This window comes from Erythrobacter sp. SG61-1L, from assembly GCF_001305965.1.
In the GTDB taxonomy this organism is placed as follows: Bacteria; Pseudomonadota; Alphaproteobacteria; order Sphingomonadales; family Sphingomonadaceae; genus Andeanibacterium.
In genome coordinates this window covers 3,208,439-3,221,206 of sequence record NZ_JXQC01000003.1, presented here as the reverse complement: position 1 = coordinate 3,221,206, position 12,768 = coordinate 3,208,439, and the positions used below count along the sequence as shown (strand labels likewise).

General features: G+C 65.2%; 14 protein-coding genes and 1 pseudogene. 6 read left to right on the top strand and 9 right to left on the bottom strand.

All coding sequences use genetic code 11. From position 1 onward, the window contains the following. The first annotated feature begins 60 nt into the window (after positions 1 to 60). Positions 61 to 852 (top strand): leucyl/phenylalanyl-tRNA--protein transferase, encoded by a 792-nt coding sequence (gene aat / locus SZ64_RS15735; RefSeq protein WP_193391533.1) that lies wholly within the window; start codon positions 61 to 63, stop codon positions 850 to 852. A 35-nt stretch (positions 853 to 887) separates the two neighbouring features. Here the strand turns inward: aat and SZ64_RS18350 are convergent. From SZ64_RS18350 to SZ64_RS15720, 4 genes and pseudogenes are all read right to left on the bottom strand, one after another. After that, positions 888 to 1,268: pseudogene (locus tag SZ64_RS18350) on the bottom strand (DUF2155 domain-containing protein); the annotation flags it as partial. A 49-nt stretch (positions 1,269 to 1,317) separates the two neighbouring features. Beyond that, on the bottom strand, positions 1,318 to 1,728 hold the full coding sequence (locus SZ64_RS15730; RefSeq protein WP_054531695.1) for an NADH:ubiquinone oxidoreductase subunit NDUFA12: 411 nt from the start codon (positions 1,726 to 1,728) through the stop codon (positions 1,318 to 1,320). 94 nt (positions 1,729 to 1,822) lie between these two features. Continuing rightward, positions 1,823 to 2,323: a DUF192 domain-containing protein gene (locus SZ64_RS15725; RefSeq protein ID WP_054531694.1), complete on the bottom strand. Its 501-nt coding sequence runs from the start codon at positions 2,321 to 2,323 to the stop codon at positions 1,823 to 1,825. Continuing rightward, positions 2,320 to 2,892 carry a regulatory protein RecX gene (locus SZ64_RS15720; protein ID WP_054531693.1) on the bottom strand — a complete coding sequence of 191 codons (573 nt, stop codon included), beginning with the start codon at positions 2,890 to 2,892 and terminating at the stop codon, positions 2,320 to 2,322. Before SZ64_RS15720 ends, SZ64_RS15725 begins: the two co-directional genes overlap by 4 nt. A gap of 159 nt (positions 2,893 to 3,051) precedes the next feature. On the opposite strand from SZ64_RS15720, the gene SZ64_RS15715 reads away from it, so the two are divergent. Beyond that, positions 3,052 to 4,785 (top strand): fatty acyl-AMP ligase, encoded by a 1,734-nt coding sequence (locus SZ64_RS15715; protein WP_054531692.1) that lies wholly within the window; start codon positions 3,052 to 3,054, stop codon positions 4,783 to 4,785. Between the two features lie 1,018 nt (positions 4,786 to 5,803). On the opposite strand, the gene SZ64_RS15710 is transcribed toward SZ64_RS15715, so the two are convergent. Then, the gene (locus SZ64_RS15710; RefSeq protein ID WP_054531691.1) at positions 5,804 to 6,199 is read right to left on the bottom strand and encodes an MAPEG family protein; all 396 of its coding nucleotides are present in this window, start codon (positions 6,197 to 6,199) and stop codon (positions 5,804 to 5,806) included. Positions 6,200 to 6,209: 10 nt separating this feature from the next. Beyond that, the gene (locus SZ64_RS15705; RefSeq protein ID WP_054531690.1) at positions 6,210 to 7,739 is read right to left on the bottom strand and encodes a DUF389 domain-containing protein; all 1,530 of its coding nucleotides are present in this window, start codon (positions 7,737 to 7,739) and stop codon (positions 6,210 to 6,212) included. 15 nt (positions 7,740 to 7,754) lie between these two features. On the opposite strand from SZ64_RS15705, the gene SZ64_RS19040 reads away from it, so the two are divergent. From SZ64_RS19040 to SZ64_RS15690, 4 genes are all read left to right on the top strand, one after another. Then, the gene (locus SZ64_RS19040) at positions 7,755 to 7,886 is read left to right on the top strand and encodes a hypothetical protein (protein ID WP_277813744.1); all 132 of its coding nucleotides are present in this window, start codon (positions 7,755 to 7,757) and stop codon (positions 7,884 to 7,886) included. Positions 7,887 to 7,967: 81 nt separating this feature from the next. Beyond that, positions 7,968 to 9,176, top strand: coding sequence for a toxic anion resistance protein (locus tag SZ64_RS15700; RefSeq protein ID WP_054531689.1), 1,209 nt, complete (start codon positions 7,968 to 7,970; stop codon positions 9,174 to 9,176). Positions 9,177 to 9,186: 10 nt separating this feature from the next. Further along, a complete protein-coding gene (locus SZ64_RS15695; protein ID WP_054531688.1) occupies positions 9,187 to 9,942 on the top strand; it encodes a hypothetical protein in 756 nt (251 codons plus the stop codon). Next, a complete protein-coding gene (locus tag SZ64_RS15690) occupies positions 9,942 to 10,250 on the top strand; it encodes a polyhydroxyalkanoic acid system family protein (protein ID WP_054531687.1) in 309 nt (102 codons plus the stop codon). The genes SZ64_RS15695 and SZ64_RS15690 overlap by 1 nt, the downstream gene beginning before the upstream one ends. 153 nt (positions 10,251 to 10,403) lie before the next feature. On the opposite strand, the gene SZ64_RS15685 is transcribed toward SZ64_RS15690, so the two are convergent. The 3 genes from SZ64_RS15685 to SZ64_RS15675 are packed head-to-tail and all read right to left on the bottom strand — an operon-like array spanning position 10,404 to position 12,698. Then, positions 10,404 to 10,844: a DUF2721 domain-containing protein gene (locus tag SZ64_RS15685; protein ID WP_054531686.1), complete on the bottom strand. Its 441-nt coding sequence runs from the start codon at positions 10,842 to 10,844 to the stop codon at positions 10,404 to 10,406. Positions 10,845 to 10,863: 19 nt separating this feature from the next. Next, positions 10,864 to 11,661 (bottom strand): class I mannose-6-phosphate isomerase, encoded by a 798-nt coding sequence (locus tag SZ64_RS15680; protein WP_082384629.1) that lies wholly within the window; start codon positions 11,659 to 11,661, stop codon positions 10,864 to 10,866. After that, positions 11,658 to 12,698 carry a sugar phosphate nucleotidyltransferase gene (locus SZ64_RS15675; RefSeq protein ID WP_054531685.1) on the bottom strand — a complete coding sequence of 347 codons (1,041 nt, stop codon included), beginning with the start codon at positions 12,696 to 12,698 and terminating at the stop codon, positions 11,658 to 11,660. Before SZ64_RS15675 ends, SZ64_RS15680 begins: the two co-directional genes overlap by 4 nt. Positions 12,699 to 12,768: the final 70 nt, after the last annotated feature.

Below are 12,768 nucleotides of genomic sequence, written 5' to 3'. Positions count from 1 at the left end.
CACGGCGTGTCGGGACACTTCGTATTTCCGCAATGCGGCACAGGCTGGTAAACTGCATTCATGCACGCACCCGCGCCCAAGATCATTCCGGCCGATACGCTGCTGCTGGCCTATCGCAGCGGGATCTTCCCGATGGCCGACAGCCGCGACGATCCGGAGGTTTTCTGGGTGGAGCCGCGCCTGCGCGCAATCCTGCCGCTGGACGGGTTCCACTGTTCGCGCTCGCTGGCCAAGGTCATCCGGCAGGATCGCTTCACGGTAACCTGCAACGAAGCCTTTGGCGAAGTGCTGGACGCCTGCGCCGCGCCGCGTGCCGGCAGGCAGGAAAGCTGGATCAGCGAGCGAATCGCCGCCAGCTATCGTACGCTGCACCTGGCGGGCCATGCCCATTCGATCGAATGCTGGCTGCCTGACGGCAGTGGCGGACGCGAATTGGTGGGCGGGCTTTACGGCGTGGGGTTCGACCGGGTGTTCTGCGGCGAGAGCATGTTCAGCCGCACGCGCGATTCGTCCAAGGTGGCGCTGGCCTGGCTGGTGGCGCTGCTGCGCCGGGCCGGGGCCGAACTGCTCGACTGCCAGTTCCTGACCGAGCATCTTTCCTCGCTGGGCGCGGTTGAAATCACACAAGCGCGCTATCTGGAATTGCTGGCGCAGGCCTGCCGGCCCGGCCCCTTGGCCGACTTGCCGAGTGCCTATTCCGCGTTGCTGGCCGAAGCCGAAGGGCTGGCCGCAGGCGCCGGGGCAGGCGAGGCGCTGGCCGAAGGCGCGGGCGATGCGGCGCGTTCTTCCGAAGGCAGCGGCGCCTCTTCGCCCGGGAAGCTCATCGCGCAATCCTTGACCCACACGTCATAGACGGGGTGTTCCACCACGTTGAGCGAGGGGGAATTCTTGAACAACCAGCCGGAGAAAACGCGCAGCCATTTCGGCGTCGCGCCGGGCGAACTGCGCTGCGCCACCAGCACCTGAACGAAGGCGCCGGTTTCGGGCGGATTTTCCCAGGGCGGCGTCCGCTCACAGGTGGCGAGGCGCACGATCACATCGCCTACGCGCTTCGATTCGCCCGGCTTGAGCTGAATGTCCTGCGTGATGTTGTTGCGCTTGTTCAGCAGGCCCAGAGTGGCCACCCGCTCTTCACGCGGAGTGCCCAGCCCTTCATCCGCGATGCCCGAAGGCGTATCGGCGGACGCGAATTCCTTGGGGACTTCGGTTTCCTGTCCTTCGGGAACCGTGGGTTCGCCCTTGCAGGCTGCCAGCAGCCCAAGGAGCATCACTGCCGAAAGGGCTGTCGCCCGGCGCATGATCAGGCGTCCGGCGAGGTCAAAGATTGCCGCCATCCGGCGACCAGGCTTCGTAATCGCCGGTGGCGGGGGCGCGCACGCCGCCGCGTTCCAGCGCGCCGGCCGGGCGATAGGCCGAGGAAGTGCCGGTAGCGTTGGGGGTGTAATCCGCTTCCCAGATCCGCGGCGGGGGAAGATTGCTTTCGGGAACGCTGTCGAACGCGCCGTGCAGCCAGCCATGCCATTCGGCCGGAACGCGGCTGGCATCGTTGGCGCCGTTATAGATGACCCAGCGCCGTTCGCGGCCTTCCACGGTCTTCTTCTTGGTGGAGCGGAAATAGCGGTTGCCCTGCGCATCGGTGCCCACATGCTCGCCATTCATCGAGCTGAACATCGAGGTGCCGATGGTGGCGCCGTCCCACCAGGTGAAGATCTTGCCGAGGATTCCCATGGCCGCGCGTTAGCCGCAAAGCCGGGGGCCGCGCAAGCCAAACACTGCGCCCTCGCCTCTCAAATCGGCTGAGCCGGGTATCAGTACCGTGCCCTTACCATTCCACTTTTGCGCCGGGGCCGATCCCCAGTTCGGCGGCGCGGCCGCCATTCAGTTCCAGCACAGCCTTGGCAACCCCGACAGAGGGACGCGAATCGAGCGAATAGGGCACGGCGTTAGCCGCGATGTTCAACACCTTCCCGTCCGTGCCGATGAAGATGATGTCGAGCGGGATCACCGTGTTGCGCATCCAGAAGCTGGGCACGTCAGGCGGACGGCGGGGGAAGATCATGCCTTCATCCGCGCCCATCTGCTTGCGGAACATCAGGCCCTTGGCCTGTTCTTCCTCGCTGGCGGCCACTTCCACCATGAACCGATGGGTCTTGCCGTTCTGCGTGACGGTGAGGGGGATCACCGGCAACCCGGATTCCGGGTGGCGTGAGGGCTGGGCCATCGGCGCCGTGCCGGCGGCAGATGCCCTGTCCTGCGGCGAACAGGCGGCGAGCGATGCCAGTGCAGCCCCAGCCGCCAATGCGAAAAGCCTAGAAATCGTCACGACCCATCCTCTTCTTCCCCGGCAGCGGCCCATTGCTCGGCCGCCTCGGTGCTGGGGGCATCCACCAATTCGCGCGCGCTGTCGAGAGCGTGGCCTGCACGCAGCATGGCGGCGATCTGTTTCTCGCGCATGGCACGATCCGTCGTCGCGGTTCCGAACGGCCCGAAGCGGCGCTTGCGGGCCAGCGCCAGCGCGGCGCGGCGTTCCTCTGCCTCGCTGGCCTGCACATTCTCGCGAATGTCTTCCGAAATTCCCGCCGCGCCCAAGGCCTGGCTCACGCGCCTTGGGCCATAGCCGCGCCGCAGCAGGCCGCCCGCCTTGGTGCGGGCATAGGTTTCATCGTCGATATAGCCGAGTTCGACATAGCGCCCGACCAGCGCCGCGACATCGGGCTGGCCTTCCCCGTCCCAGCCGCGTTCGCGCAATTTGCGCTTCAGATAGGCTTCCAGCTTTGCCGCACTGGTGGCGAAACGCGCGACATAGGCCAGCGCCATTTCCTCCATCCGGGGCCGGTCGAGCGGGCGCGGCGGCCGTTTTAGCCGGGGATTGTGACGGGCATCGGGTTGCATCGGCCATATTCGTGCCACACTCGCCGTGGATTGGACAGCATGCGCGAGGTGTAAACCACCCGAAACCGCACTTGGGGAGAGGTGTGCGTTTCAGCTTGCGTTCAAGCGCCCCGGCGAATTGGGGCGTGCTTTGGGATCAATAACGGGTTTCGCTAGACCATGACCGACGCCGTACTCCAGCCGACGCCGAACAAGTGCGATCTGCCGCGCCGCCGCGCCGACTTCGCAACCTTTGCGGAGGCGCTGGACTATGCCGCGCAAGGCGTAAAAGGCTTCAATTTCCACGATCCGCGCGGGACGCTGATCCGGCCCTATCCCTTCAGCGAACTGCGCCAGGACGCGCTGAAGATGGCCCACCGCCTGATCGCGCGCGGCGCGAAGCCGGGGGACCGGATGGCCCTGATCGCCGAGACGGGTCCGCAATTCGCAGCCCTGTTCTGCGGTGCGGTCTATGCCGGCGTGTGGCCCGTGCCGCTGCCGCTGCCCACCAGCTTCGGCGGCAAGGATCATTATATCGACCAGATCGCCGTGCAGATGGAAAGCGCGGAACCGAAGTTCCTCTTCTATCCCGCAGAGATCGAAGGCATGGCGCTGGCCGCTGCCGAACGGCAGGGCTGCGAAGGCATCAGCTGGGAAAGTTTCGAACAGGAAGACGCGCCTGAGACCGAACTCCCGGCGCTCGATCCGGAAGGCATCTGCTTCCTGCAATATTCCAGCGGTTCCACCCGCTTCCCGCATGGCGTGGCGGTAACGCACCGTTCGCTGCTGCATAATCTGGCCGGCCACGGCCATGGCATGGAAATCGGCCCGCTCGACCGCTGCGTCAGCTGGCTGCCCTGGTATCATGACATGGGCCTGGTGGGCTGCTTCCTCTCGCCCATCGGCAACCAGTTCTCGGTCGATTACCTGAAGACCGAGGATTTCGCCCGCCGCCCGCTCGCCTGGCTGGACCTGATCAGCCGCAACCCGGATACGTCGGTCAGCTTCTCGCCCACTTTCGGCTATGACATCTGCGCCCGCCGCGTTTCGAGCCAGACCCATGTGGCGGAACGCTTCGACCTGTCGCGCTGGCGCATCGCAGGCAACGGGGCGGACATGATCCGCCCGGACGTGATGCAGAATTTCGTCAACGTCTTTGCCGAAGCCGGCTTCCGCGCCAGTGCCTTCCTGCCCAGCTACGGCCTTGCCGAAGCGACGCTGGCCGTCACCCTGATGCCGCCGGGCGAAGGCATCCACGTGGAACTGGTGGAGGAAGAACGCCTTTCCGGCACGCCGCGCGATCTCTCGCGCCCGGCCCGCTATCGCGCCATCGTCAATTGCGGCAAGCCGGTGAAGGGCATCGACCTGGAAATCCGCGGCGAAGCGAACAACGCCCTGCCCGATCACCATATCGGCAAAGTGTGGTGCCGCGGCGAAAGCGTGATGCATTCCTATTACCGCGACCCCGAGGCCACGGCCGCCTGCCTGGTGGATGGCTGGCTGGATACGGGCGACATGGGCTACATGGCCGATGGCTATCTGTTCATCGTCGGCCGCGCGAAGGACATGATCATCATCAACGGCAAGAACCACTGGCCCCAGGACATCGAATGGGCCGTGGAACAGCTGCCGGGCTTCAACCATGGCGACATCGCCGCCTTCTCCGTGGAAACGGACAATGGCGAGGAAGTGCCCGCCGTGCTGGTCCACTGCCGCGTTTCGGACGAGGACAAGCGCGTGGAACTGCGCGAACTGATCCGCGACAAGGTCCGTTCGGTCACCGGCATGAACTGCGTGGTGGAACTGGTTCCCCCCCGCACCCTGCCGCGTACCAGCAGCGGCAAGCTCAGCCGCGCCAAGGCCAAGAAGCTCTACCTTTCGGGCGAGATCGAGCCTTACAAGATCGCGGCGTAAGCAGGGACAAGGCCCGCCTTGAGGGCGGGCCGGCCTCCGCCTTCCCCCCGTTCGTCCTGAGCCTGTCGAAGGACACGCGCTGAGCTTTGGGCTTGGTCCTTGTGCGGGTCCGGTTGGGCACATGTTCTGCGCGTCGTTGGCCTTCGGCCAGCTTCGCTTCCGACAAGCTCAGGATGAGCGGGTGTGGGCTTAATTCGTCATTCCCGCGCAGGCGGGAATCCAGTTCGACGGTTGCTGCTGGATCCCCGCCTTCGCGGGGATGACGAAGGGTAAGATCGGGCAGCTACGTAAATCCATCCGGCGGCAAACCCGGACCTTACCGCCAGTGTAATGCAAACAAACCAATCGCGCGGCCGGCACGGCGTCAGGAATGGCGCGTGCAGGGGGCGGGCGGAAGGATAGCGAAGGGCCGGGGCATCCACCATGCACCTGGCTCAACCCGATCGGTGACCGGCCGGAAAAGGCGCCCGCGGGCTCGCAGCCGGGCATCCCCTTCTCGCGGGTGATGATCCCGCGCCACTGGCGGTTCTGCGTGCACGCCCCGGATGGCCTGCCCGCAAGAGGGGGCAGGATCGGGGGCGGCCGGTGAAATCCGCGCATCCGGTAACCGCATCTGGCGCAGGCGGCTTTGCCAAGGGGTAACGCCCCCGCAGACACACACCCGCACCGGCCGCGTTGTTCAAAGCGAACAAGGGAGGAAAGGCAGTCGACATGCCGCCCTCCGGATTGGAGGCTTGCAGCGTGCTATTGCTGCAAGGTGCGGGGCATATAACCGAAACGGTTCGTAATGTCAAGGTGATTTGCCAAATGCGCTCGCACTTTACATGTCACCCCGGATTTATTCCGGGGTCCAGCTTTCCGGCGAGAAGAAGAAGCTGGATCCCGGAACAGGTCCGGGATGACGAAACAGGAAGTGGGTACGCGCGCAAAGGCCAGCGATCCCGGATCGACCGCAGGGAGGTCCGCCCAGAGCCTGTCGAAGGTCCGGGTTGGCGAAGGGGTTGGGCGCACTCCCCCGCTACCCCAGCAGCAACACGCCAAGCAGCACCAGCAGGGCAATCAGCGCTACGCCCCACACATAGGTGCGCACCTTCGGCACGCCCGCCCAGTAGAGCGGCAGATAGACCGCCCGTGCCCCCAGCCAGACCCAGCCTGCGGCCAGGGTGAGCGTGGAGCTTTTGCCGGTCAGTGCCACGCCCAGCAGGGCAATGATCGCGATCGGCAGCGTCTCCAAGAAATTGTCGCGCGCGCGTTCCAGCCGGGCGGCCACGGGATTGAGCGGCGGCAGAGCCTCGTCCCGCGCGCCCATGTTCCAATCCACGCCATATTGCTGCGTCTTGATCCGGATCGCGGCCATGATGTGAACCAGCAGCAGCAATGCCGCGAGGCCCAGGATCGTGAATTCTGTGTGCATCGCGTTTCCCCTATTGATCCGGTGCGGCCCAGCGCGCGGTTACGGTGCCCGCATCGCCGCCGGTTTCCCTGCGCGTGACCACGCCCTGCCCGCCCAGCACTTCGGCCGCCGTGGCGGTTTCGGCATCGGTGCCCGAAAGGATTACCGGCACGCCGATGCGCTGCGCGGCCCAGCCGATCAGCGCCAGTGCATCCTGCCCGTCCTTCGTCGGTTCGCCCTTGTCGAAGGCGACGCGCGGCAGCGGGCGCGCGGGCGGCTTGAGTTCGATGCTCCATTCCGGTTCCGTGCGGGCAACGCGCGCTTCCAGTTCGCGATAGCCGGCCAGCCCCAGCCCTTCGAGCGGGCGGGCCGTTACCAACGCGCGGCGGTTCTGCCGGTCGATCACCACGGCGCTTTCATCCACGCCCGCCACCAGCGAAAGCCCTTCGCCCAATTGTTCCGCCCGCTGGCGGTCCGCCGCTTCCTTGTTGGCGCGGGCGGCGGCAAGCTGCGCCGCCTCTGCTGCGTCCTTGTCCGGCCCGACCTTGGACTGGATGATCGTGACATCCACATCCCGCGCGATTTCCCGCGCAATGGCCCGCTCGGCAACACCTTCCGCATCGGGCTGAAGCTGCGGCGTGAAGACAGTGGCGGAAATGCGGATCGGTTCGGCATCCCAGTCGATCTGGACTTCGGACAGCACGGCCCGGTTGTCGAACGCATCCATCACTTCGCTGCGGATTTTCTGGGAAGACCGGGTTTCCCACACGATGCGGTTGAGCGAAATGGCCAGCGGCACGGACATCGCCACGAATACCGCCACGACAGCGGCAGTCTGCAAGCGGTTCTGCCGTTCGGACAAGCGCGAGCGGAAACCATAGAGCCGCGCCATGAACCACGCCGTCAGCGCAATGGTCAGCAGGTTGGTGACGAACAGGCCAAGCGCGCCCCAGAATACCGCCCCGTTCCACGTGGCAAGGCCGAAGCCCACCACGGCCAGTGGCGGCATCAGGGCCGTGGCGATGGCCACGCCCACCACGGTGCCTTCGCGCCCGCGGATCATCGCATAGGCGCCCGCCAATGCGGAAAAGAACGCCACGGCCAGATCGAACAGATTGGGCCGGGTGCGCGCGGCGATTTCCGCAGTCACCGTCTGCAAGGGGGACAGCAGCACCACCAGCGCGCACAGGGCCACTGACATGGCCGTGCCCAGCGCCAGCGCCTTGGCCGCCTGCCGCATCCACACATAATCGCCCGTAGCCAGCGCAAAGCCCAGCCCGATGATCGGCCCCATCAGCGGCGAAAGCAGCATGGCGCCGATCACCACCGCCGGGGACGAGAGCAGCAGGCCAAGGATCGCAATGCCCGCCGACATGGCGAGCATGAACAGATAGCGCGCGGAAAGCTGGCATTCCTCGCGCCGGTTGGCGATCACTTCCACCTGATCGACCGTGTTGACCACGGCGTTGCGCCACCAGTGGCTCCACGTATCCACGACCTGCGCGAAGGAACTGTGCCCCGCATTATCCGGGTTGCCGGCTTTATCCGGGCTGGTGGCCATGCATTTCTCCTGCCTGTGGCCGGCCGCTCTTCCTCCGGCCGTGCCTTGCCGCTATCCTCTTACCACATGGCGCAAAAGGCAATCGCCCGCCCGGCAGGGCAGGCGGTGCAGGCAACGGGCGCGGGGGACTGGGGCGGCGATCCTTGAAATAAGCGTCTTATCCCATTAATACACTATGCTGAGGCTTGTGCCCTGCAGGGCGCTGCCTCCGGAAGGTTTGGAGGAACCATGGCGAGCAACGAAACCAAGACGGCGACCGCAACCGATTTCACGCTGACGCCGCCCGATCCCGTGCCCACCGTGGCCCCGCAAAAGGCGGCCGGGTTGGTGCCCGTTTCGGACGAGAAGCGCAGCAAGCTGGACGAGAAGGTGGACGCCTTCGTGGAAGACCTTGTCTCCGCCGACGCCAATTCGCCCGAATTCGGCCAGAAGGTGGACCAGCTCACCAATATGGGCCGCAAGGAAATCATGGCGGCTTCCGGCATGTCCAACCGTTTCCTCGACCGGCCGGTGCGCGCCATGGGGCAGGATGAAGGTGTGGGGGCGAACCTCACCGAACTGCGCCGCGTGGTGGAAGATCTCGATCCCGCCAAGCGCGGCAAGCTCAGCCCGGGGCGCAAGTTCCTGGGCATCATCCCCTTCGGCAACAGCCTGAAGAACTATTTCCAGAGCTATCAGAGCGCGCAGAGCCACATTCAGGCGATCCTGTCCAAGCTGGCTTCCGGCAAGGACGAGCTGCTGATGGACAATGCCGCCATCGATGTGGAACGCCAGAAGCTGTGGGATGCCATGGGCAATCTGGAACAGATGATCCACATCTCCAAGACGCTCGACGCGCGGCTTGAAGACAAGGCGAATGAACTGGACGCGACCGATCCGGCCAAGGCCAAGGCGGTGCGTGAATCGGCCCTGTTCTATGTCCGCCAGCGCACGCAGGATCTGCTGACGCAGATGGCGGTAAGCGTGCAGGGCTATCTCGCGCTCGATCTGGTCAAGAAGAACAATGTGGAACTGGTGAAGGGCGTGGACCGCGCCAGCACCACCACCGTGGCCGCGCTGCGCACGGCCGTGACCGTGGCCGAGGCGATGACCAACCAGCGGCTGGTGCTGCAACAGATCACCGCGCTGAACGAGACCACCGCCAATATCATCGATTCCACCAGCACCCTGCTGGCCGACCAGACCAGCAAGATCCACGAACAGGCCGCCAGCTCGACCATTCCGATCGAAACGCTGCAGCGCGCCTTCCAGAATATCTATGACACGATGGACAATATCGACACCTTCAAGGTCAAGGCGCTCGATTCCATGAAGCAGACGGTCGATACGCTTTCTTCCGAACTCGAAAAATCGCGCGGCTATATCGCGCGGGCCGAAGGCGCCGCCCAGGCCAAGAAGGAAGTAAGCGGCCCTTCAATCCTCTCGCTGGAAGGCTGAAGCAAACCCGATGGTCGATCTTTCCCGCGATACGGACCGGGCACTGGACGAAAGCCGCGCCCTGCTGCGCGATAACCGCTCGGGCGGGCGGCACCGGCTGGCTGGCACACGCTCCATCGGGCGGGCTTCCGCCAAGATGAAGGCGGGGCACGCCTTGCGGAAACTCCGCAATATCGCTCTGGCGCTGGCGGTAATTCTCATTGGCTTCAGCGCCCTGGGAGTTGTGCTGGGCGGGATCGGCTTTGCCGGGCTGATGGGTGCGATTGTCCTCGCGGCCATCGCGGTCGGCGTGCTTTCGTCCTATCCATCGCTCAAAGTGCCCGAACGCGCCGACCTGAAAACCGACGATGTCCGCCGACTGGTCGGGCAAACGGAATTGTGGCTGGAGGCGCAGCGCCGTGCACTGCCCCCGCCGGCCGCCAAGGCGATCAGCCAGATCGGCCTTCAGCTCGACGGGCTCCAGCTCCAGTTGGAGGAAGTCGATCAGGCACATCCGATGGCCGCGCAGATCCGCAAGCTGGTGGGCGAGGATCTTCCTGAGATGATCGAAGGCTACCGCCGCATTCCCGAGCATCTGCGCTATGAGGAACACGCCGGGTCGAACCCCAACAAGCAATTGATGGAAGGGCTGGGCCTTATCAGCACCGAGATCGACAGCGTCACCCGCCAGCTCGCCGCCGGCGCGCTGGACGACCTGGCGATCCGTACCCGCTATCTCGATTACAAATATGGCGAGGCCGATCACGCCGCGCCGGAGCAGAACTGATGCGCATCGTCCTTCCACACAGCCTCGGCAAAGAGGAAGTGCGCCGCCGCCTGCACGACAACAGCCACAAGATCGCCGGGCACCTGCCCGGAGGCATGGCCGACGTCACCACCGACTGGGCAGGCGAAGACCGCATGACCATGGTGATTTCGGCCATGGGCCAGAACCTGGCTGGCGCAGTCGAGATCGGGGAAGAAGACGTGGCGTTCGAACTGGAACTGCCGCTGGCCCTGTCCTTCGCCAAACCGATGGCGGAAGCCGCAATGCGCCAGATGGGCGAGAAATTGCTGGCGCCGCCGAAAGGGTAGAGGCCCTTGGTTTTGGGTTTTCTCGCCTGCGCAAACGCAAGGAGATACGCGAAAACCCATCCCTTCGTCATTCCCGCGAAAGCGGGAACCCAGTGCAACACTCGCTGCTAGGTTCCCGCTTTCGCGGGAATGACGAGGTGAGAGGAACGCCCCTCACAGCTTGCGGTGGCTCTCCAGAAATTCTTCCGGGATGCGCAGCAGGGCCGTGGCGGTGCGGGTTTCCTGCATGAACAGGATCAGCGCGCCCATCAGCAGCGAGATGGCGAAGATGAAGCAGCCGCCCGCCACGGGCTGAACGCTGAGGCCGAGGAATTCTTCGAGGAACAACAGCGCCACGGTGAAGCCGATGGTGATGCCGCTGATCACCAGCAGCAGGATCGCCCGGCTGATAAGCTGGATGCGCCGGTCAATCGTGCGGATTTCCAGAACCACCATATCGTGTTCTTCCCCGGTGGTCTGCTTGTGCCGGTCCTGCAGCACGCGGGAACGGTCCACCACGCGGCTCAGCCGCTGGGCAAGAATGTTCAGGATATTGCCGATCGCCACCAGGACGAAAACGGGCGCAAGGGCGAGCTGGATCGTATGGGCGATCATGCCCGCTTTATGCGCCGGGCTAGCAGGGCTGCGCAAGCAGGCAGCGGGCGCCTTCCACGATCTCCACATCGGCAAGCGAGCGGGCAAGCGCGCACTGGCCGCAATCCACCGCTTCCCCGTTCACGCGGGTGCCTTCGCCCAGCGGCAACACCAGCAGCGGCGCATCGCCATATCGCGCGGCAAGCCCGGCATCGGGCGCACCGTCCGCCCGGTCCAGCCGGAAGAATGGCCCGCGCACCAGCGAAATCTGGCCCCGTTCGGGCAATTGGGTACGCAGGGCCGGATCGTGCGGCTGCCCCCGCGCTACTTTCAGCGCATCTTCCAGATGCAGCTCGCGCGGGCGGCCATAATCGTAGAAACGATAGGTGCAGTCGCGGTTCTGCTGCACTTCCACCAGGCTGATCCCCGCACCGATGGCGTGGACCGTGCCGGCGGGAATATAGACGAAATCGCCCGGCTTCACCGGATACCAGGCGAGCATATCCTCGATGGAACCGTCCAGCGCGGCGGCGCGCATCTGTTCGGGGGTAACGGGGCCGGTAAAGCCGATCCCCAGCACGGCGCCCGGCTCTGCCTCCAGCACCAGCCAGCATTCGTCCTTGCCGACATCGCCTGTTGGATGGACCTGCACCGACAGCTTGTCGCTGGTGAAGATGTATTTCGCCAGCAGGCTGTCCAGCTGCGGCGGAGGCTCGAACCAGATTTCGCCCACGCGCTCGCCCGGCTCTGCCCCGAAAGCGGCCGGCAAAGTCTCGCGCCCCCAGGGCTTTTCAACCCGGAGCGTGGGCAGCAGGCTGGTCGCTGCGGGGGCTTTCACTGGGCGGATGGCCCCTTCAGCTTGCCGACATTGGCGGCGCCGCGGCTGCTCGTCACCAGCACCTCGCCCCTGTCGATCACCACGATCACATCGTCCAGGCCCACTACCGAAACGCGCGGACCATCGCTGTCCACCATCACATCCCGGCAATCGAGCAATTCGGCGGGGCCGCGAGCGATATTGCCCGCCTCGTCCGCCTCGTCGGCGCGGGCTTCGCGCAGGCTCTGCCAGTTGCCGATGTCGGACCAGCCCATATCCGCACCCACCATGGCGGCACGGTCGGTCAGTTCCATCACTGCGTAATCCACCGAATCCCCGGCAATCGCCGCAAATGGCACTTCGGCCGGGTGGAAGCGGGCGCCGTCACTGCTGCCCTGCTTCACCGCTTCGCGCACGGCGGCGGCCATGTCAGGCCGGTGGCGGGCCAGTTCTTCCAGATAAGTGCCCGCGCGGAAGGCGAAGATGCCGCCGTTCCAGCAATAGGTGCCTTCGGCCAGATAGGCCTGTGCGCGTTCCAGATCCGGCTTTTCCACGAAACGTTCGATACGATAGCCGCCCGCAAGCGCCTCGCCCTGCCGGATATAGCCATAGCCGGTTTCAGGCCGGGTGGGCGCAATGCCGAAGGCCACCAGCCAGCCTTCCGCCGCAAGGCTGGCCGCCTGCAGGGCAGCGGCGACAAAGGCCGCTTCATCAGCGATATGGTGATCGCTGGGGCACACCAGCATAATTGCATCTTCCGGCAGCAATTGCGCGGCAAGGGCAATGGCAGGGGCAGTGTTCTTCGCCGCCGGTTCCACCACCAGCCGCGCGCCGCCGCCCTGCGGCAATTGCGCTTCGATCAAATCGAGATGCATGGAGCCGGCCACGATCAGCGGCGCGGCGAAATGCGCCGGGTCCGACGTGCGGGCCAGCGCTGCCTGAAACAGGCTTACGTCGCCCACCAGCGGCAGGAACGGTTTGGGCGCGGCCTTGCGGCTGCGGGGCCAAAGGCGCGTGCCGCTGCCTCCGCACAGGATGACGGGTGTGATGGAATTCATGGATAGATTCGCGCCGTTGCCAGCGCACTGCCTCCCTCGCGCCTGCCTATGCATCGCCAAATATGATTAC